Origin of the sequence: Sphingopyxis sp. 113P3 (assembly GCF_001278035.1) — a bacterium.
In the GTDB taxonomy this organism is placed as follows: domain Bacteria; phylum Pseudomonadota; class Alphaproteobacteria; order Sphingomonadales; family Sphingomonadaceae; genus Sphingopyxis.
This window is the reverse complement of the sequence record NZ_CP009452.1, coordinates 2,416,831-2,434,564: the sequence shown is the minus strand read 5'-3', so window position 1 is coordinate 2,434,564 and position 17,734 is coordinate 2,416,831. Positions and strand designations below refer to the sequence as shown.

The following is a 17,734-nucleotide window of genomic DNA, read 5'->3' as shown; positions in this document are numbered from 1 at the left end:
GCTCTGTTCAGCGCCTCGTCAGGCAGCGGCGCTAGAATGACGTCATGACGAACAATTTGCGCCGCTGCGCCCGTCCCCTTGCTCTCGCGCTGCTCGTCGGCGCGCTCGCCATACCTGCCTGGAGCCAGACCGCGCAGGACTGGGAGATTGGCCCTGTCATCCGCGGCAAGAATTACTCGGTGGGAATGCCCCTCCATCCGGTGCAGGGCAGGGGACAAAGCTGGTCCTTCGACTTCCCACGCGCGCCCGACGCGCGTGGTCGCGGCGGACATGTCCATTATGTGACCTTCGCGCCGGGAAGCCTCGCGGGCAAGACGAAGATCCGCGTGCGCTACCGAATTGATGCCGCTCAGGGCGTGCGTTTCGTTCCGCAGGAATTTCCCGATCGAACCGCTGTCATGAGCCTCTATTTCCAGCGCCGCGGCGATACATGGACCGCGAAAGGGCGCTATCGTTTCTACCGGTGGTATGCGCCGAATGCGGCCGTTCAGACGATCGAGCCCGGGGTGCACGAGTTCACGCTCGCACTTGATGATCCGCGCTGGATCGCCGTCATGGGCGGTACCAGCAGCACCAATCCTGCCAAGTTCCGCCAAGCGCTCGAGCAGGTGTCCCGTGTCGGGCTGGTATTCGGGTCGAATGGCGGGCGCGGGCACGGTGTCTACGCGACGGGACCTGCGCGCTTCACGCTGCTCAGCTTCCATATTTCCTGAGAGCGCTAGGTCCACTTACCGAGAGGTGCTAGGGTCGCGTCGATGGAACGCCATGCCACCTGTCATTGCGGTCAACTGAACCTCCGCTGCGTCGGCGAGCCGTCAAAGGTCTCGATGTGCCATTGCCGGGATTGCCAGCGGCGCACCGGATCGCTGTTCAGCGTCGCCGCCTTTTTCCCGCGAGATGATGTTGAGCGAACCCAGGGTACGTTCATGTCGTTTACTCGCCCCTCGGCCAGCGGGTTTGACGTCACATTCTGTTTCTGCCCCGATTGCGGTTCGTCACTATGGTGGGAAGCCGCACGCATGCCACACTTATTAGGTATCGCCGCTGGTGCCTTTGCGGACCCGGGCTTTCCAAGGCCAGAGCAAGCCGTGTGGTGCGAAGATAAGCACGATTGGCTGGAATTGCCGGCGCAGCTCGAAACCCATGCCAGAAATCCGCTGAAAGTTCCGCCGGACGACTGAAGGCGACCAACGCGTCCTTTCCAGAGCAACATTTATTGAAAGCGATGTTGCTGCCCGAACGGACACACGGGCTAGTGGCGGAGAGTACGGGAGATTGTTCGAACTCCCTTTATGACACTCTAGCCGATTGGGAAGCCCAGCTTAAACATGCAAATGTCTCGTTCGAGGAGCCGTCCCCATGACAGGCTCCCCGGACCCGAATGTTAGCCGCCTCAATGACTTCTTGACCGCCGCCAAGGGCGAGTCGGCCCCTCTGGCGGGCCAGAAGGGCAAGCCGCTCCATCCGTTCTCTATTCGGCTGACCCAAGAGGAACGGGAGCGGCTGGAAGGCGAAGCCAAGGGCAAGCCGCTGGGCGTCTATAGCCGCGAACGGCTCTTGGGCGATGGCACCGCCCCCCGGAAGCTCCGGCGCAAGCCCGCTGCCGATCAGGCCGGGCTGGCCAAGGTGCTGGGAATGCTGGGCCAATCCCGGCTGGCCAATAACCTCAACCAGATCGCCAAGGCCGCCCATATCGGGGTGCTGGTCGTCTCCCCGGCGCTCATCGAGGAAATCGAGGAAGCCTGCCGGGATATGCGCCCTTCGATGCCAGCCAGCGCACGGGCCGCTGAAGAGACTTCGGTGTCCAAAGCGGACAGTCCCAAATCAGAATTGATGTTCCGTAACCGTCCGATATCTACCGCGGCTGGCGTTTGAGGCGTGCGGCGAGTTTGGGATCGTCGACAAAGTTATCGAGGAACTCGTGCCATGATTTGGTGGTGCGGCGTGCGTTGCGGATCATGTGGGCCAGTTCCTCGACACCGTGATCGGTTAGTGCGGTGATCGCCTCGTCCGGGCCGGTGTAGACGCTGATGATGTTACCGTAGCTCAGATTGTCATCGTCCGAGACGATAACTTCCAGCAGCTCTGCGTCTTCGTCGATCATGGCGGCGACGTAGCCGAGGGTGCGGACGTAGGTGATTGTGCCCATCAGGCGGCGATCGCCTGGCGAGTGACGAGCGGCGACCAGTTCCAGGGGAGCAGTTCGTCGATCCTGTTGATCTTGTGGTCGTGGATGCGATCGAGCAGGTCGGTGATGTAGGCTTGGGGATCGAGGCCATTCATCTTGGCGCTTTCGATGAGTGTCATGGCGCGCGCCAGCGTCTCGGCGCCGGCCCCGGAGCCGGCGAAAAGCCAATTTTTCTTGCCCAAACAGATCGGCCTGACGGCGCGTTCGGCCGCATTGTTGTCGATGGCGACGCGGCCATCATCGAGAAAAAGGCTGAACGCGTGCCAGCGGCCGAGAGCATAGCGAAATGCCTTGGCCAGATCCCCCTTGGCCGGAATCCGGGTGAGCTGCATCTGGGCCCAGGCATGCAAAGCCTCGAGCCTGGGCCTGCTCAACTCCTGTCGCACGGCACGCCGAACATCGGCGGGCTTGCCCGCGATGTCGCGCTCAACGTCGTAGAGCTGTCCGATCCGCTCGAGCGCTTCGTGAGCGATCGGAGATTTTTGTGACTTCCAGATGTCGTGGAAATCCCGTCGCCAATGGGCAAAGCAGGCGGCCTCGCGAAAGCGGGGCTCTCCATCCGTGCCGAGTTCGTAAAGCTTCGAATAGCCCTTGTAGGCGTCAGCCTGGAGAATGCCGCGCGCATGGCGAAGATGGTTCTGGACATGCTCGGCTTTCCAGTTGGGGGCATAGCGATAGACGACCCCGGGCGGCGCGGTGCCCGCCCAGGGGCGCTGATCCCTCACATATGCCCACATCCGGCCTTGCATCACCCCTTTGCCGATGCCCTTGGCGCGGCGTTCGGGCGCCAGTACGCGGATCGGTGTGTCGTCGGCGTGCAGAATGTCGCTGCCAAGGACCGTGGCCTCGATCGCGTCAATCACGGGCTGCAAGACCCGCATCGATCGGCCGCACCAGTCGGCAAGTGTGCTGCGCGGGATATCGGCGCCCATACGGGCGAGGATCTCGTTTTGCCGATATAGCGGCAAATGATCGTCGAACTTGGAGACGAGCACATAGGCAAGCAGACTGGCCCCGGCCATGCTGCCGGGGATCGGCCGGCTCGGGGCCGGTGCCTGAACCATCTTCTCACAGCAGCGGCAGGACTTCTTCGGGCGGGCGACCTCGATGACCTTGAGCTTTGCCGTGATCATCTCGAGGATCTCGCTCACGTCCTCGCCGACCAGGCGCAGCTCACCGCCGCAATCGGGGCAGGTGTTGCCGAAATCGAGCTCGCGGCGCTCGCGCGGCGTGTCTGCCGAGACGCGGGGTCGCCGCGATGGGCGCGGCGTGGGGTCCGTGTCGGAGGGAGCGGTCGCGCGATCAGGGTCGGGATCGTCCTGATCGCTTGCTACGGGGGCCTGCTGTGCGACGGAGACGAGCACGTCTTCGAGCGCGAGCTCGAGTTGTGCGATCTCGCGCTCGATCTTCTCGGAGGACTTGCCGAAGGCTTGCTTCTTCAGCCTGGCGATCTGCAAGCGGAGGGCCTGGACGACCAGGTCATGGGCGCGCAGCGTGGTCGTCAGCTTCGCGTTCTCGGCCTGCAACGCGGCGATCATCGCCTTGAGGAGGGCGGGATCCTCGGGAAGATCGGGGGCCGCGTTCAGCATGGCCTTTGCTACGGGAAAATGGCCTGAAAGTCCAGAAAAACCGCCACTTTCCAAAAAGAATAGTCACCCTGCGCGTGCTGGCGGCGTGCCCCAGTCGGGCCGCCTCCAATCGATCCCTTCCCACAGCATCGCAAGCTGGGCCGAGGTCAGCCGGGCCGTTCCGTCGGCTGCCGACGGCCAGGGAAAACGGCCGCGCTCGAGAATCTTGTAATAAAGGCAAAACCCCTGGCCGTCCCAGTAAAGCAGCTTCAGCCTGTCGCCGCGCCGGCCCCGAAAGGCGAATACGGCGCCGCTCGCGGCTTGCTGGCGCAGCACCGTCTGGGCCAGCAGGGCGAGGCCCGAAATCCCTTTGCGCATATCAGTGACGCCGCAGGCGAGGTACACCCTCACACCAGTTCCTGGCCCGATCATGCAGCTTCCACCGATCGGATGAGCCGGATCAGGACCGTGCTCTCAATGCCACTGTCGAAACGAAGACACCGCCCCTGTGTCAGCCCCAGCTCGACAATCGAGGGCGACGCCGCCGAGGCTTCGCGTGCGGGCGGAGAGGCGGGCCCCGCGTTCAGCATCGGCGCATCGATGTCGACCTGCAAGAATGCGCTTCCAACCGGCGCCGGTAGCCGCCCGCTCTTCCTGAACTGATGGCGCCAGGTATAAATCTGGCTCCGCGACACATCGTAGCGCCGGGCAACGCGCGCGAGCGTCTCGCCGCGCGCCTCCACCGCCGCCAGAATCTCCAGCTTCTCCGCTTCACTCCATCGCCGCCGCCGTTCCCGGCCCAGAATCTCCACCGTCCGTCCCTCGCTCTCGAACAGGACGTCCATAACGACGTCCTTATGGACGTCACTTACCCACTCACATCAATCCTCGGCAGGCGGCCTCAATCGGTCGGTTACGATGTTCCGCGTATTGCGGACACCATCCAACGCCTGACGGAGGCGGGAATAGCGGCTTAAACCCACGAGTGACGCAAACGAGCGGCCTCGCTCAAGGGCAGAGCAATCGACAAACGACGCAAAGCGCGGGTAATCGACCAGCACAAAATCTTCCCGAAGGCTGGCCAAGAAGCTGTCCGGGTCGGCATGGCCTGAAGGCGATGAAACGACGCGGCCTCCGGTCGCTTGCCTTGTCACGGTGACGGCTACATCCGGTGTGCCGTCATCGCTCGAAAACGTCAGCACGACGGTGGCTGTTTGTTGCGGATGGAACTTGTTGACGACGTAGCTCTGCCCTTGTTCCGCATCCTGCAAGGTTTCCAGCCGTGGCACCGTACCGTGAATGGCGAAATGAAGGGCCTCGTAAATCGAACTCTTACCCACGCCATTGGGAGCATGAACCGAATTGACGGCCTCGGGACGGAACCGCAGCACGAGCGGGTCGCCGTCGTTGTTAATGCCCCGAAACCCCTCAATGGTGGCTGACGTCAGAAAATAGCGGGTCATGGCAAAGCCACGAGCGCCGCGAGTAAGCCGCGCGATGCGGCCATTCTTCTCGGCGGCAATCAGGGTCGTGCCTGATCCGCCGAAGCTGTCGAGCACGATGTCGCCACCCTTGGTGTTGTTGAGCATCTGGTACTCGAACAGTGCGACCGGCTTCATGGTCGGGTGTTCGCCATTGCGTGACGGCTTGTCGAATTCAAGAATGGTCGTCTGCTTGCGATCGCTCGCCCACAGGTGCCCGGCGCCGTCCTTCCAGCCATAGAGGCAGGGCTCGTGCCGCCAGTGATAGTCCTGGCGCCCCATCACCTGAGACGACTTCTTCCAGATCAGACACTGACGTACTGTCCAACCGGCATCACGCGCCGCGCCCCGGAAATTGTAGCCTTCGCTGTCGGCGTGCCAGATGTAGAACACCGCGCCCGGCTTCATCACCGTGCTGGCGGCGACATAGGCATCGCGCAGGAACTGGCGGAAATCGTCGTCCGCCATGTTGTCATTCTGGATGGTCAGCTTGTCCTTGGTGCCGCCCTCATAGGCGACATTGTACGGCGGATCGGTGAGCCACATGTCCACCATCTGCCCGGCGGTCAGCTTTTCCATGTCGTCGACACTGGTGCTGTCGCCGCACATCAGCCGGTGCTTGCCCAGCAGCCAGACGTCGCCCAGGCCACTCACCGGAATTTCCGGAGGGTTGGGAGCCTCGTCGGGATCGGTCAGCCCGTCGGTTTTCACCGCGGTCAGCGCAGCCAGTTCGTCATCGGCAAAGCCGGTGAGCCCCAGGTCGAAGTCGAAGGCCTGCAAGTCAGTCAGTTCGACACGCAGCAATTCCGCGTCCCAGCCAGCGTTCAGCGCCAGTTTGTTGTCGGCCAGCACATAGGCCCGCTTCTGGGCTTCGGTCCAACCGGCCGCGACCATGACGGGGATCTCGGTCAGGCCCAGCTTGCGCGCCGCCAACACTCGTCCGTGGCCTGCGATCAGGCCGCCATCTTCATCGACGAGCACCGGCATCGTCCAGCCCCATTCGCGGATGCTGGCGGCGATCTGGGCCACCTGTTCCTCGCTGTGAGTCCGAGCATTGCGGGCATAGGGCACCAGTGCCGAGACGCTCTTGCGCTCGACCTTGTCTGCCGGCCAATCCATCATGTGACCCCCGGTCGCTAACTCGCGGTCGTGAAAAGTTTGGGCCAGGCGCGGTTTCCCTCCCCTACCGGGTGAAGTTACGAACCGCCCCCCGGGGTTCGGTCACTCAACTGGCCAGCCATCGGGCCCCACACCGACCGTCCTGCGCAGCCTGAACTGCTCGGCGGCGGGACCGGTGACAGTCTGCACAGAGGCAGCGGATGTTGCTGTCGTCATCGCTGCCGCCCTTGGTGAGCGGAACGATATGGTCGGGGACCGTAGCCTCGCGGACGATGCCTCGGCCCGCGCAGTCCCGGCAGAGCGGTTCGGAACGCAGACGGCGCAGACGCTGCGCAACCGCGCGGCGCCCCCGCAGCCTGGGCTGTATCCGCTGTGCATTATAATTGACAGATCGGAGCTGACTGTGTATTGAAGTTGGCATGATTGAAGTCCGCCAGACGGAAGAATTCGCCCAATGGCTGGCATCGCTGCGGGATGGTGTAGCTGCCAAACGGATCAAGCAGCGCATCGCCCGTGTCCAGATCGGACTATTTGGCGATGTCAAACCGGTTGGCGAAGGCCTCAGTGAACTGCGGATCGATCATGGACCAGGCTACCGCGTCTATTTTGCGCGGCGGGGTGACATTCTGGTGATCCTGCTGTGCGGCGGTGACAAAGGTAGCCAAGCCCGCGACATTGCCCGCGCCAAGGCGATGGCTGAACAACTGGAGGACTGACGATGGCTCTTAAAACTCTTCCCTTCGATGCCGCTGACGCCCTCGACACCCCTGAGGCGCAGGCCGAACTGCTTGCCGAGGCTCTTGCCAGTGGCGATGCGAAGGTCGTGACCGCTGCCCTTGGCATGATTGCCCGTGCAAAAGGCATGAGCCAGATGGCTCGTGACGCTGGCATCAGCCGCGAAGCGATTTACCGCGCCACTGGTCCTGACGGTAATCCAACCCTTTCCACGCTGATGGCTATCGTCCGCTCGGCAGGGCTGAAGCTTTCGGCGGCAGCTTGAACGAAACGCGCCCGGAAGCTGGGGGGCTCCGGGCGCAGTTCGCTACGATCTATTTCGGAAGCAATATAGAGCGCGCATAGTCTCGTCAATACCAAATCGAACAATACTCCAATAGATTCAGTTTGTTACTTCAATTGGCAGGCAGGGTAATCTGGTCACGAACTGTCCCTCCGGACCTGGAACAGCCGGCACAGCGCATCGAGCCCATGACACAAGTTCCGAAGGTCTGCTGGCGACCACTGTGAGGCATCTACATCATGGCGCAACTCCGCATGGACCAGGACGCTGGGCTTGGTCCGACGTTGCCGGGTGCGTCACTGTCGGCGGTCCGCAGCATCAGGATGGCAGCGGCCGCGCGTCTGCGGATCTTGGCAACGTAGTCCTGATCGGGCTCTGCGGTGCTGCGACCGATTATATGGGCCGCGTCGGTGCCGACGTGGCGACGAACCTCCTCGAAGTAGACCGCCTCGATAGGCCCGGCGTCGATGTCGAGCTGTTCGAGCCAGCGGCGGAAGCGCAGGAACCGCATCCCGCCACCATCGAAACGGGTGTGCTTGAACGACATGGTGCCGCTCGAGATGAAGTCGTCGCCGTCTGCAGCGCCCAGCCCGTGGTGGTGCCGAGGTCGAGGGCGAGCATGGCGCTTCGCGTGATCGTCACCGGTCTTGTCGCCGGCGGGGTTGCACTGCGCACCGGCGCAGGCGGAGTCATAACATCCATGATGAATCTCCAATAGGAATGGATCGTGGTGCGGACGGCGGCGGTTTTGTGCTTGGCGGTGCTGGCTGCCGTCGTCTGGTCAGGGTTCTGGCTAAGGGGGTGACCTGGCGCGCGCGGGACACCCCTCGACGTAAGACACGGGGGCCACACCCACCGGGCGGCCCCCCTTACGTAGTAAGGGGGTTTCACACCCACAACTTGAGGTGGAACCCAACACCTTGGAAAACTGTTAAAATTTAAAGTTGTGGCAGTTGGGAATGGTCAATCCGTCCGCAACTGTTTTCCAGGTGGTACAGCGTGGATGTGCGAGGGCATGCGGGGGTAGTTGGGAAAATCGTCCGCAACTGGTTTGTGCGTATCCGTGCGGGGGAATGGGTGCAGGTACGGACCCAGTTGCGGAAATGGTCCGCAACTTCCCCAACTGGATTGTGCGTGCCCATGCGTAGCCCGGAATGGCCGGCCCGAAGATCATTGCTCGTCCTCCGGTACACCCAGACCCGGGGGTTCTCGACCTTGAGATGGCACCGCTGGTGATGAAGTCGTCGCCTTTGCGCAGCGCCGAACCGGTGGTGATGCCTAGGTCGATCGCGAGCTTTGCACCTCCGGCGTGACGGATAGTGACGGATGTGACGGGTTCCCCATTATCACCTCCAGAGGCGCGCGCGTGTGCGCGTGTAACGCCTATAAGGGGACGATCCGTCACATCCGTCACCGATGTTGATTTTGCTGGCATTTTTCAAAACTCCATCGGGCTGGTCTGGGGTTGGGCCTGACGCAGTGCGAGCCCCCGGAATCCGCGGGCTTTGCTGATGTTGGCGTGCGCAAATCCGCGATTGGCGAGGGTTTCGGAGAACCGCTTGTTCGAGCCGGGCAATTCGCCGTTCGCATCTGCCCAGCTTTTACAGGCGGTATTGAGACGCAGAGGGTAGCCCGCAGATGCGCAGCCTAGCGCGCCCTTCCTCGGAGGCCCCTTTCGTTGATGGGGAATAAGGAAAATTGATCTGGCCGACAGCGTGGCGGACAGCTTCGCGGCACCGCGATGCGGAACCCCCTGAAGGGAAAACTGCTGCACTGCTGCAGCAGTAGCCGTCGCCACTGCGGCGACTGCTGCGGTAGTAGTTTTTTCTTTAGGGGTTCCGCTACTACCGCCGCACCCGGTTTGCGGTGGTTTTGCGCAGTAGCATGATGCCACTGCCGCACTTTTGGGAGCCTGGTCAGGGATGATACCGGGCATCAGAAATGCTCCTTCCGTGGGTACAGGGAATCTTGGCTGAATCGACCTTCAAGCCATCGTAGGTCTTCTTGAGCCTCACCCGTCGTATTCATCACGCCCCTTGAGTTGTGGGGCGTTTGGTCATTCATTGCGTTGAGCTGCCGCTGAGCTGATTCAGTCCAAGCGCTGCCGTGGCGCCTGTTTCATCGCTGGTTTCTGGGGTTGCGGGTTGCGGTTGAAGGGCTCGGTTTCGGCAGCACGGCCGCCTTGTCTATCCGGAGCACAGGCAAGGGTCGCGGCATGAGCAGAGGAAGCGACATCTGTCCTTCCATGATGACCGCCGAGGCTCGCATCGCCGAGTTGGGCAGAATCGTTGCCGCGGGCGTGCTGCGCCTGCGCGAACAGTCCAGTTCTATATCTGCCCACGGTGGAGATAGTTCACTCGCAATGTCGCCGGCCAAGAGCGTCAGTCGTCCGCGGGCAAAAGCCCGGATCGGAGGACGATGATGCACAAACAGGATGACGATGCGCAGGTGCTGGCCAGGCTGGCGGCGCTGAAGGAGATGTCGGTCAAACAGCTCAAGGCCGAGTGGGAGAAGCTGTTCGAGACAGAGGCGCCCAACAACAGCCGCTCGTTCCTCGAACAGCGCCTGGCCTACCGGATCCAGGAGCTGACCTTCGGCGGTCTGTCGAAGCCGGTGCGCCAGTTGCTCGATGCTCTCGCCGACGAAGTCGAGGGCAAGAAGGTAAGGAAGTCAGTGATCAGCGACCCGCGCAATCCGGTGATCGGTACCCGGCTGGTGCGCGAATGGAACGGTGCAGAGCACGTCATCACCGTGCTGAAGGACGGGTTCGACTGGCAGGGCCGCCGCTACAAGTCGCTGTCGGCCATCGCCCGGGACATCACCGGCACGCAGTGGAACGGCTATCGCTTCTTTGGCCTTCGGGAACGGAAGGACGCAGCATGAGCAGCACCACGGCACCGATGCGGCGCCTGCGCTGCGCCGTCTACACCCGCAAATCCAGCGAGGAAGGGTTGGACATGGAGTTCAACTCGCTCGATGCCCAGCGCGAGTCCTGCGAGGCCTATGTTGCCAGCCAGCGCGCCGAAGGCTGGGTCTGCATGCGCGAACGCTACGACGACGGCGGGTTTTCTGGCGGGACCCTCGATCGCCCCGGGCTGAAGGCCCTGCTGGAAGACGTCGAGGCCGGCCTGGTCGACGTCATCGTCGTCTACAAGATCGACCGCCTGTCACGCTCGCTGATGGACTTCGCCAAGCTGGTCGAGGCATTCGACCGGAACAACGTGACGTTCGTGTCGGTGACGCAGGCGCTCAATACCACGACCAGCATGGGCCGGCTGACGCTCAACATCCTGCTGTCGTTCGCCCAGTTCGAACGCGAGGTCACCGGCGAGCGCATCCGCGACAAGTTCGCTGCGAGCCGCGCCAAGGGCATGTGGATGGGCGGGTTCGTGCCGATGGGCTACGATGTCGTCGACCGGAAGCTGGTGATCAACGAGGCCGAGGCCGCTACGGTCCGGCATATGTTCCAGCGGTTTGTCGAGCTGGGATCGGCGACCCTGCTGACCCGGGAACTGGTGGCGGGCGGCACCCTGAACAAGCGGGGAAAGCTGATCGACAAGGGGTTCCTGTACAAGCTGCTGCGCAACCGGCTCTATCTTGGCGAGGCCGTGCACAAGGGCACCAGCTATCCCGGCGAGCATCAGGCCATCATCACGCCTGAGCTGTGGGATCAGGTGCATGCCATCCTGCAGGAAAGCCCCCGGCAGCGCGCGGCGAACACCCGCACCCAGACCCCGGCACTCCTGAAGGGGCTCATCTTCACCGATCGGGGCATCGCCATGACGCCGACGGTGACGAAAAAGGGCAGCCGGCATTACCGCTACTACACCTCGATGGATGCGATCAGGAACCGGGCGTGCGAAGGGCGCGACAGCTTTGTGCGGCTCAATGCCGGGATGGTCGAGGGCGCCGTGGTCCAGCACATCCGATCGCTGCTGCGCACGCCGGAAATCGCGGCACGGGCAATGGAGGCAGCACGCCGGAATGCACCGGACATCGACGAGCAGGACGTGGTCACCGCGCTGGCGGGCTTTGATGGGCTTTGGGAGTCGCTGTTCCCGGCCGAGCAGGCCCGCATCGCCAGGCTGCTGATCGAGCGGGTTACGGTCAGCGCCGATGGGCTCACGGTCGACCTGCGCACCGAAGGCCTCGGATCGGTCATCCGGGAAATGGTCACCCCCGAACGGAGACAAGCAGCATGAGCGCATCCACCACCATGCGGGTGTTCATCCCGCTCACCATCCGCAAGCGCAATGGGCGGCCGAAGATCGTGCCGCCTGCCGACATGGTGCCGGACACTGGCGGGGTGGACCCGCATGTGCTGAAGGCGGTCGCGAGAGCGTGGAGCTGGCGGCGGAAGCTGGAAAGCGGGGCAGTTTCCACATTGTCGGATATCACCGAGGCCGAAGGCGTCACGCCCGCGTTCATCAGGCGCACGATGAAGCTGGCCTATCTGGCCCCGGCTGTGCTGGAGCAGATCCTGATTGCGCGAAGGTCACCGTCGGTGTCTCTGAAGGATATGTCGGCGATCGCGGAACAGCCTTGGGTGGTGCAAAAGGGAATCGTATTCTCGGCGGAATAGCTCTCGGCGCAATCTGGCGAGATTGTGGTCCGGTGGTATAGGGCAATGCCATGCCGCCCAAGTTCAAATCCCCGACTGAGAAAACCGTATGCGACCTGCTCGACAGATATGCATGCCCAGTTCCCTATCACGAAGTTCGTACGCGGTTTCTGGGTGGGATTGCCTCTCCGATCATAGAGTCGTCCCCGCTGCCGATTGTAGAAGGGCTTTGGGGCGGCGAATTTCCGCCCTTCGACTCAATTGAGGACCTGAACGAACTGATCGATGTGCTGGTCAATGGCTTGTGGAACAGCCTGACCAGGCACAATAGCCGCTCTGTCCCGTTCCGCTTGCAACGCCTTGCGCTGGAGCCATCAGCCCAGAATCTTGCCAGACTCTCCCAGGTCCGCCGGCAGGAACTCGAGGGCTTTGTCGAAGGCCTGTTTAATGGCCAAGACCGGGTAGACCTGCCGGAACGCGCTCACAGGGCGCTCGGGCACCTTGGGGAACTTCGCGCCATGATGGCTGGGATCGAAGATCTCGTGGCTCGCGATATCCAAGCAGAAAACCGAACTCAGCTGGAGACGACATTCAGGCACGTAAGCGAACTGACAAAGATCATGGAGGCCGAGATCCATGAGGCCGTGATGTCTTGCGCGCGAGCGCGGCGGCAGATGCTGGCGGGCATCGAACTGCCCCGGTCTTCCTTGCACTGATCGTCGCCATGCAATCCGAAGACCGCCTGCGACAAAAACTCCGCAAGATCGAGGCGCTTTACGCTGGTGCCTCCACGGCCGGCGAAAAGGCCGCTGCCGGCGCTGCGGCTGAACGCATCCGCAAACAATTTGAATCGGCCAGCCGGAACGAAAGCTCCGAGGAGTTCAAGTTTTCGATCCCAGATCCTTGGTCGCGCCAGCTCTTCATCGCCCTGTGCCGCCGCTACGGCGTCCGACCGTTCCGCTATCCGCGTATGCACCGCCAAACCGTTCTGATCCGCGCTCCCGCGAGTTTTGTGCAGCAGGTCCTGTGGCCCGAGTTTGAGGAGCTGAGCGATGCGCTGACCTCGCATCTTCTGGAAATCACCGAGAAGATCATCCGTGAGGAGGTGCACGAGGCAACCCAAGACGCGGATGAGGTCGCGGAGCCTCGGCGCTTGCGATGAACCACCCGGCTGCCCCAACGTCTGAAGTGCTCGTGGGCCATGTGGAACGGGTGACGTTCCATAGCGATGAAAGTGGCTTTTGCGTCCTGCGGGTCAAGGCACGCGGGCACCGCGACTTGGTCACGACCGTAGGGCATGCAGCGATGATTTCCGCCGGGGAATGGATCACCGCTTCGGGCGAATGGACCAATGATCGGAACCATGGCCTGCAGTTCCGGGCCCGGTTTCTGAAAACCTCGGAACCCTCCTCGATCGAGGGCATCGAGAAGTATCTCGGCTCCGGCATGATCCGCGGAATCGGCCCTGTTTACGCCAAGCGGCTCGTGAAGATGTTCGGCAAAGACGTATTCGATGTCATCGAAGCCACCCCCGAACGGCTGCGTGAGGTCCAGGGCATTGGCCCCATGCGCGCTGCCAAGATCACTGCGGCCTGGGCGGATCAGAAAGTCATTCGCGAGATCATGGTGTTCCTGCACAGCCATGGGGTCGGAACAGCGCGCGCCGTGCGCATCTTCAAGACCTACGGCGCCGATGCCGTTCAGGTGATGAGCGATAACCCTTATCGCCTGGCCAAAGATATCCGCGGGATCGGCTTTCGCACAGCCGACACGATCGCGGAGAAGCTGGGCATCGAGAAGACGGCCATGGTACGGATTCGCGCTGGCATCTCCTTCGCCCTCACCGAGGCCATGGGCGAAGGGCACTGCGGACTGCCCGTGACCGAATTAAAACAGCTGGCTGCCAAGCTGCTCGAGGTTGATGGCGCGCTGATCGAGACGGCGCTGGCGCTGGAACTGGATGATCGGACGGTAGTGGCCGACACGGTCGGCGACATCGACTGCATCTTCCTTGGCGGGCTGTATCACGCCGAAAAGGCCATAGCAGACCGGTTAAGATCGCTGCTCAATGGACAGCTGCCGTGGGCTGCCATCGACACGGATAAGGCCCTGCCGTGGATTGAGGGGCGCACGGGCCTGACCCTTGCGCCCAGTCAAAGGGAAGCCGTGTCACTTGCCTTGCGATCCAAGGTAACAGTGATCACCGGCGGGCCCGGTGTCGGCAAGACCACCATCGTCAATTCCATCCTGCGCATCTTGGCGGCCAAGTCCGTCAATCTTCTTCTGTGCGCACCCACAGGGCGCGCCGCCAAGCGTATGACCGAGGCGACGGGCATGGAGGCCAAGACGATACATCGCCTTCTGGAATTCGACCCCAAGGCGTTCGGGTTCAAGCGCGGCGAAGACAACCCTCTCGAATGCGACCTGCTGGTCGTCGACGAAAGCTCGATGGTCGATGTCATGCTGATGCAGTCGCTGCTGAAGGCTGTGCCGGATACCGCCGCACTGTTGATCGTCGGCGACATCGACCAGTTGCCATCGGTCGGGCCTGGGCAGGTCTTGGCCGATATCATCCAGTCGCATGCTGTCCCGGTGGTCCGACTGACCGAGGTTTTCCGCCAGGCTGCCCAAAGCCGGATCATCACCACCGCGCACCAGATCAACCGCGGCCGCATCCCTGATTTGGGCAAAGTTGAAGGTGATACCGACTTCTACTTCATGCCGGCCGCTGATCCGGAGCAGGCCGTACCGCGGATCATCGATCTCGTCGGCAAGCACATCCCACGCAAGTTCGGGTTTGATCCTGTGCGCGAAGTCCAGGTGCTATGCCCCATGAACCGCGGCGGGGTTGGCGCGCGGTCGCTGAACATCGAGCTGCAGGCCGCGCTGAACCCCAATCCGACGGCCAAGGTGGAACGCTTTGGTTGGACCTTCGCCCCCGGTGACAAGGTCATGCAGATCGAGAACGACTACGACAAAGACGTCTTCAACGGCGACATTGGCTACATCCAGTCCGTCGACACCGACGACGGCGAACTGCTGGTCGACTTCGATGGCCGCGAGGTCAGCTATCAGTTCGGCGAACTCGACACGCTGGTCCCCGCCTATGCAGCGACGATCCACAAGAGCCAGGGCTCGGAATACCCCGCCGTCGTGATCCCGGTCATGACCCAGCATTACGCCATGCTGCAGCGGAATCTCCTCTACACCGGAGTGACTCGCGGAAAGAAGCTCGTGGTGCTGGTCGGCCAATCCAAGGCTATCGCCATCGCGGTCAAGAATGAGTCCGGGCGGCGGCGGTGGTCAAAACTCGATGAGTGGCTTCAAGCGGCCGAGGACGTCATACTGCGCTCCGCGTGATCAATCATTCGCAGGCTTGATGATGCGCTTGGCAGCCGCGTTGCGACGGGCAGCAATACGGCCAAGCGCAACCTCGATCGGGAACACGTCCAGTTCTTCGGGGTCATAGCCATCGAGCCATTCAACGACGTCCGCATGGTCTGGGTGCTTGGGGTCGACCCGTGCTTCAAGCATCTCGTAGAAACCGGGGATGCCGCCACAGTCCTCTGGCGGGCAGTCGCGCTCGCCGGCAATGAAGCGGGGATAGCCAGTTCCGGGCGCGCCTGCGCGGACATCGCTGACAACGAGGCTGTGCTCCCAGCTGTCGCCGAAATCGTAGATGTAGTCGATCCGGGTGGTGTCGCCTGTCAGCACATCACGCAAGCGAACCCGATCTGCCACCTTCCGGGGCGCGGTGCCAAAGTCCTCGTCCATCGGCAGGCCGTAGGTCTTCCCGTCGATCACCATCTCCCAGAGGTGATAATCGCACCAGCCCATCGAGACCTGAACAATGTCGTGCAGCACCTTGAGGGTGATGGACGTGGGCACCTCGACTACCCGCCAGATCAGCGGATCGGACCCCCTGAGTTCGATGCGCAGGGTGGCGATTTCGGTGAAGCTGTCGATGGCGCTGCGGGTCGTCATGATGGGAACCATAGCAGACCGCGCGGCTTTTGGCTCATGCTGCGGGTAAATACCACCAGTTGCATTCCCGTTCGCCTGGCCGAGATTGGGCGCAAAAGGTTCGGTTGAACGAAAGCCAGAAAACCTTGGATTTACGTCGTTTCTGGAGACCGAACCTTTTCAGCAGGGGTTCGGGTGAAAAGAGACAAAAGCCAATCGGAGACCGATTTCGACGTTTTCGGCAGTCTCTGAGGTTCGGTCGCGATCGGCAAAACCGCGCGGAAGCTGGGGATTTTCTGGCCCCATGAGGCCCATCTCATTGGTTCGCGATGAGATGTTGGCGGAGGGAAAGGACTCTTCGACAAACTAGCTCGAAGTATGCTCCGCAGCGCGCCAGAACGCCTTCGTATTCTTGAGAAATCTTCGCCACCGCAGAAATTCTCTGTTCAAAACAAGGCGGCGCAGCGCCCGGTGTTTGGCGCTCCGGCCAGTATTACCTTGATAGTGTTTTCCGGCCACGCCTTCGTCGTGTCGCATTCCAACTTGGCAGGACGAAAGGACACGAAAATGAAGGCAACATGCATGAACCAACTTGAACTGGCGGTGCGCTGGGGGATCAGCCATCGCACACTTGAGCGGTGGCGTTGGACCGGTGAGGGGCCAAAGTTTCTCAAGGTCGGCGGCCGGGTGGTCTATCGTCTGTCCGATGTCGAGGAATACGAGCAGTCGATTGTCCGCTCCAGCACCTCCGACCCTGGCCAGGTTCAGCAAGCGGGCGCCTGACCTAGCTTCAAGATGGCGGTTGCCCGAGGCGCGGCCGCCATCCTGGCCCTCTCCCCTGCTTGCAGACCCTACCAATTTCGATTGAACCCACACCGCTTCTCAGATAGCTTGATCGAAAATCCAGAAACTGGGCGAGCCTAGTTTCAGGGTGGATCATGTCACTGGGAGTGCATGGTGGGAACAGAGAAGGCTGATCTTCGGTGGGGCGTCGAGCGACGGCTCGAATTCATCGAATTCCGCCTATTTTGGGAGGGGCATGTGAATCGGGGCGATCTGATGGATGCGTTCGGTGTGTCGGTGAACCAGGCGTCCACCGACCTGAACCGCTACATCGGCATGGCTCCGGACAACATGGTCTACGACAAGAGCGCCCGGACCTACATCAGAGGCAGCAAGTTCGACCCCCTGTTTCTGAAGCCGGACGCCAGCCGTTACCTCTCTCAGCTTCGTTCCGTTGCCGACGGCATCCTCGACCGTGCTGACGCCTGGATCGGCCAGTTTCCGTCCTACGACTCCGCGCCGACGCCAGTGCGGGGCGTCAACGCCAAAACGCTACGTTCGGTGGTCGCCGCAGTCCGCCGATCGGAAGCCATCGAGGTCAAATACCAGTCCCTGTCCCAGCCGGAGCCGCGCTGGCGGTGGATCGCACCACACGCGATCGGGTTCGACGGTTTCCGCTGGCACACACGGGCCTTCTGTCTCACCGATCAGAGCTTCAAGGATTTTCTGCTCTCGCGGATCATCGAGACCCGCGGCACCAAACCGAGCGAGGTCGGTGCCGATGGTGACGCCGACTGGAACGAGCAAGTGACTTTGGAGATCGGACCGCACCCACAGCTGTCCGAGACGCAGCAGAAGGTCATTGCCCTCGATTACGGGATGCGCTGCGGCCGGGCAAAGATCCCCGTGCGCAAGGCCCTTCTCTACTATGCACTCAAGAGGCTGGGGCTGGACACCGACCCCACAGCGCGGCGCCCTCAGGATCAGCAAATTGTACTCATAAATCGCACTCAGGTCCAAACCGCGAGCGCGTCTGCGGACAAGGGGGAGTAA

The 17,734-nt window shown here is 62.0% G+C and carries 22 protein-coding genes; 13 read left to right on the top strand and 9 right to left on the bottom strand.

What is annotated here, in order from left to right; all coding sequences use genetic code 11:
• Window positions 1–44 precede the first annotated feature (44 nt).
• The 3 genes from LH20_RS11890 to mobC all read left to right on the top strand — a co-directional run bounded on the left by LH20_RS11890 (window position 45) and on the right by mobC (window position 1,875).
• Complete coding sequence (locus tag LH20_RS11890; RefSeq protein ID WP_053554373.1) at window positions 45–713, top strand: hypothetical protein; 669 nt, start codon at window positions 45–47, stop codon at window positions 711–713.
• Window positions 714–755: 42 nt separating this feature from the next.
• Window positions 756–1,181, top strand: coding sequence for a GFA family protein (locus tag LH20_RS22955; RefSeq protein ID WP_083455390.1), 426 nt, complete (start codon window positions 756–758; stop codon window positions 1,179–1,181).
• 178 nt (window positions 1,182–1,359) lie between these two features.
• A complete protein-coding gene (gene mobC / locus LH20_RS11885; protein WP_144423571.1) occupies window positions 1,360–1,875 on the top strand; it encodes a plasmid mobilization relaxosome protein MobC in 516 nt (171 codons plus the stop codon).
• Here the strand turns inward: mobC and LH20_RS11880 are convergent.
• From LH20_RS11880 to LH20_RS22945, 6 genes are all read right to left on the bottom strand, one after another.
• Window positions 1,856–2,149, bottom strand: a complete 294-nt coding sequence (locus LH20_RS11880; RefSeq protein WP_053554372.1) for a hypothetical protein — start codon at window positions 2,147–2,149, stop codon at window positions 1,856–1,858. The genes mobC and LH20_RS11880 overlap by 20 nt on opposite strands.
• Complete coding sequence (gene tnpC, locus LH20_RS11875; RefSeq protein ID WP_053554371.1) at window positions 2,149–3,777, bottom strand: IS66 family transposase; 1,629 nt, start codon at window positions 3,775–3,777, stop codon at window positions 2,149–2,151. The genes LH20_RS11880 and tnpC overlap by 1 nt, the downstream gene beginning before the upstream one ends.
• Before the next feature lie 63 nt (window positions 3,778–3,840).
• A complete protein-coding gene (tnpB, locus tag LH20_RS11870) occupies window positions 3,841–4,188 on the bottom strand; it encodes an IS66 family insertion sequence element accessory protein TnpB (protein ID WP_053554370.1) in 348 nt (115 codons plus the stop codon).
• The gene (gene tnpA / locus LH20_RS11865; RefSeq protein WP_053553102.1) at window positions 4,185–4,601 is read right to left on the bottom strand and encodes an IS66-like element accessory protein TnpA; all 417 of its coding nucleotides are present in this window, start codon (window positions 4,599–4,601) and stop codon (window positions 4,185–4,187) included. The genes tnpB and tnpA overlap by 4 nt, the downstream gene beginning before the upstream one ends.
• A 36-nt stretch (window positions 4,602–4,637) precedes the next feature.
• Window positions 4,638–6,356, bottom strand: coding sequence for a DNA methyltransferase (locus LH20_RS23535; RefSeq protein WP_158501134.1), 1,719 nt, complete (start codon window positions 6,354–6,356; stop codon window positions 4,638–4,640).
• A 106-nt stretch (window positions 6,357–6,462) separates the two neighbouring features.
• Window positions 6,463–6,777, bottom strand: coding sequence for an HNH endonuclease (locus LH20_RS22945; RefSeq protein ID WP_158501133.1), 315 nt, complete (start codon window positions 6,775–6,777; stop codon window positions 6,463–6,465).
• Here LH20_RS22945 and LH20_RS11855 point away from each other — a divergent pair.
• Complete coding sequence (locus LH20_RS11855) at window positions 6,776–7,072, top strand: type II toxin-antitoxin system RelE/ParE family toxin (protein ID WP_053554368.1); 297 nt, start codon at window positions 6,776–6,778, stop codon at window positions 7,070–7,072. The genes LH20_RS22945 and LH20_RS11855 overlap by 2 nt on opposite strands.
• A 2-nt stretch (window positions 7,073–7,074) precedes the next feature.
• Complete coding sequence (locus LH20_RS11850; protein ID WP_053554367.1) at window positions 7,075–7,356, top strand: addiction module antidote protein; 282 nt, start codon at window positions 7,075–7,077, stop codon at window positions 7,354–7,356.
• A 250-nt stretch (window positions 7,357–7,606) separates the two neighbouring features.
• On the opposite strand, the gene LH20_RS11845 is transcribed toward LH20_RS11850, so the two are convergent.
• Complete coding sequence (locus tag LH20_RS11845; RefSeq protein ID WP_235526961.1) at window positions 7,607–7,921, bottom strand: hypothetical protein; 315 nt, start codon at window positions 7,919–7,921, stop codon at window positions 7,607–7,609.
• Window positions 7,922–8,812: 891 nt separating this feature from the next.
• On the bottom strand, window positions 8,813–9,310 hold the full coding sequence (locus LH20_RS23530) for a hypothetical protein (RefSeq protein ID WP_158501132.1): 498 nt from the start codon (window positions 9,308–9,310) through the stop codon (window positions 8,813–8,815).
• Between the two features lie 485 nt (window positions 9,311–9,795).
• Between LH20_RS23530 and LH20_RS11840 the strand changes: the two genes are divergently transcribed.
• From LH20_RS11840 to recD2, 6 genes are read left to right on the top strand one after another with little or no spacing between them, the layout of a single operon-like run.
• The gene (locus LH20_RS11840; RefSeq protein ID WP_053556263.1) at window positions 9,796–10,257 is read left to right on the top strand and encodes a DUF2924 domain-containing protein; all 462 of its coding nucleotides are present in this window, start codon (window positions 9,796–9,798) and stop codon (window positions 10,255–10,257) included.
• Window positions 10,254–11,576, top strand: a complete 1,323-nt coding sequence (locus tag LH20_RS11835) for a recombinase family protein (RefSeq protein WP_053554365.1) — start codon at window positions 10,254–10,256, stop codon at window positions 11,574–11,576. The genes LH20_RS11840 and LH20_RS11835 overlap by 4 nt, the downstream gene beginning before the upstream one ends.
• Window positions 11,573–11,956, top strand: coding sequence for a hypothetical protein (locus LH20_RS11830; RefSeq protein ID WP_053554364.1), 384 nt, complete (start codon window positions 11,573–11,575; stop codon window positions 11,954–11,956). The genes LH20_RS11835 and LH20_RS11830 overlap by 4 nt, the downstream gene beginning before the upstream one ends.
• A 50-nt stretch (window positions 11,957–12,006) precedes the next feature.
• Window positions 12,007–12,651 (top strand): hypothetical protein, encoded by a 645-nt coding sequence (locus LH20_RS11825; protein ID WP_053554363.1) that lies wholly within the window; start codon window positions 12,007–12,009, stop codon window positions 12,649–12,651.
• A gap of 8 nt (window positions 12,652–12,659) precedes the next feature.
• Window positions 12,660–13,097, top strand: a complete 438-nt coding sequence (locus LH20_RS11820) for a hypothetical protein (RefSeq protein WP_053554362.1) — start codon at window positions 12,660–12,662, stop codon at window positions 13,095–13,097.
• Window positions 13,094–15,295 carry an SF1B family DNA helicase RecD2 gene (gene recD2 / locus LH20_RS11815; protein ID WP_053554361.1) on the top strand — a complete coding sequence of 734 codons (2,202 nt, stop codon included), beginning with the start codon at window positions 13,094–13,096 and terminating at the stop codon, window positions 15,293–15,295. The genes LH20_RS11820 and recD2 overlap by 4 nt, the downstream gene beginning before the upstream one ends.
• Here recD2 and LH20_RS11810 read toward each other — a convergent pair whose 3' ends face one another.
• A complete protein-coding gene (locus LH20_RS11810; RefSeq protein WP_053556262.1) occupies window positions 15,296–15,919 on the bottom strand; it encodes a plasmid pRiA4b ORF-3 family protein in 624 nt (207 codons plus the stop codon).
• Window positions 15,920–16,276: 357 nt separating this feature from the next.
• Here LH20_RS11810 and LH20_RS23995 point away from each other — a divergent pair, with 357 nt between their 5' ends.
• Both LH20_RS23995 and LH20_RS11800 read left to right on the top strand, forming a co-directional pair.
• Complete coding sequence (locus tag LH20_RS23995) at window positions 16,277–16,681, top strand: helix-turn-helix transcriptional regulator (RefSeq protein WP_235526960.1); 405 nt, start codon at window positions 16,277–16,279, stop codon at window positions 16,679–16,681.
• A gap of 174 nt (window positions 16,682–16,855) precedes the next feature.
• Window positions 16,856–17,734, top strand: coding sequence for a WYL domain-containing protein (locus tag LH20_RS11800; RefSeq protein WP_442800434.1), 879 nt, complete (start codon window positions 16,856–16,858; stop codon window positions 17,732–17,734).

What these genes read in the sequence shown, in the direction of transcription:
- LH20_RS11890 (WP_053554373.1), top strand. Translation starts at nt 45, where the DNA reads ATGACGAACAATTTGCGCCGCTGCGCCCGTCCCCTTGCTCTCGCGCTG.
- LH20_RS22955 (WP_083455390.1), top strand. Translation starts at nt 756, where the DNA reads ATGGAACGCCATGCCACCTGTCATTGCGGTCAACTGAACCTCCGCTGC.
- mobC (WP_144423571.1), top strand. Translation starts at nt 1,360, where the DNA reads ATGACAGGCTCCCCGGACCCGAATGTTAGCCGCCTCAATGACTTCTTG.
- LH20_RS11880 (WP_053554372.1), bottom strand. Translation starts at nt 2,149, where the DNA reads ATGGGCACAATCACCTACGTCCGCACCCTCGGCTACGTCGCCGCCATG.
- tnpC (WP_053554371.1), bottom strand. Translation starts at nt 3,777, where the DNA reads ATGCTGAACGCGGCCCCCGATCTTCCCGAGGATCCCGCCCTCCTCAAG.
- tnpB (WP_053554370.1), bottom strand. Translation starts at nt 4,188, where the DNA reads ATGATCGGGCCAGGAACTGGTGTGAGGGTGTACCTCGCCTGCGGCGTC.
- tnpA (WP_053553102.1), bottom strand. Translation starts at nt 4,601, where the DNA reads ATGGACGTCCTGTTCGAGAGCGAGGGACGGACGGTGGAGATTCTGGGC.
- LH20_RS23535 (WP_158501134.1), bottom strand. Translation starts at nt 6,356, where the DNA reads ATGGATTGGCCGGCAGACAAGGTCGAGCGCAAGAGCGTCTCGGCACTG.
- LH20_RS11855 (WP_053554368.1), top strand. Translation starts at nt 6,776, where the DNA reads ATGATTGAAGTCCGCCAGACGGAAGAATTCGCCCAATGGCTGGCATCG.
- LH20_RS22945 (WP_158501133.1), bottom strand. Translation starts at nt 6,777, where the DNA reads ATGCCAACTTCAATACACAGTCAGCTCCGATCTGTCAATTATAATGCA.
- LH20_RS11850 (WP_053554367.1), top strand. Translation starts at nt 7,075, where the DNA reads ATGGCTCTTAAAACTCTTCCCTTCGATGCCGCTGACGCCCTCGACACC.
- LH20_RS11845 (WP_235526961.1), bottom strand. Translation starts at nt 7,921, where the DNA reads ATGTCGTTCAAGCACACCCGTTTCGATGGTGGCGGGATGCGGTTCCTG.
- LH20_RS23530 (WP_158501132.1), bottom strand. Translation starts at nt 9,310, where the DNA reads ATGCCCGGTATCATCCCTGACCAGGCTCCCAAAAGTGCGGCAGTGGCA.
- LH20_RS11840 (WP_053556263.1), top strand. Translation starts at nt 9,796, where the DNA reads ATGCACAAACAGGATGACGATGCGCAGGTGCTGGCCAGGCTGGCGGCG.
- LH20_RS11835 (WP_053554365.1), top strand. Translation starts at nt 10,254, where the DNA reads ATGAGCAGCACCACGGCACCGATGCGGCGCCTGCGCTGCGCCGTCTAC.
- LH20_RS11830 (WP_053554364.1), top strand. Translation starts at nt 11,573, where the DNA reads ATGAGCGCATCCACCACCATGCGGGTGTTCATCCCGCTCACCATCCGC.
- LH20_RS11825 (WP_053554363.1), top strand. Translation starts at nt 12,007, where the DNA reads ATGCCGCCCAAGTTCAAATCCCCGACTGAGAAAACCGTATGCGACCTG.
- LH20_RS11820 (WP_053554362.1), top strand. Translation starts at nt 12,660, where the DNA reads ATGCAATCCGAAGACCGCCTGCGACAAAAACTCCGCAAGATCGAGGCG.
- recD2 (WP_053554361.1), top strand. Translation starts at nt 13,094, where the DNA reads ATGAACCACCCGGCTGCCCCAACGTCTGAAGTGCTCGTGGGCCATGTG.
- LH20_RS11810 (WP_053556262.1), bottom strand. Translation starts at nt 15,919, where the DNA reads ATGACGACCCGCAGCGCCATCGACAGCTTCACCGAAATCGCCACCCTG.
- LH20_RS23995 (WP_235526960.1), top strand. Translation starts at nt 16,277, where the DNA reads ATGCTCCGCAGCGCGCCAGAACGCCTTCGTATTCTTGAGAAATCTTCG.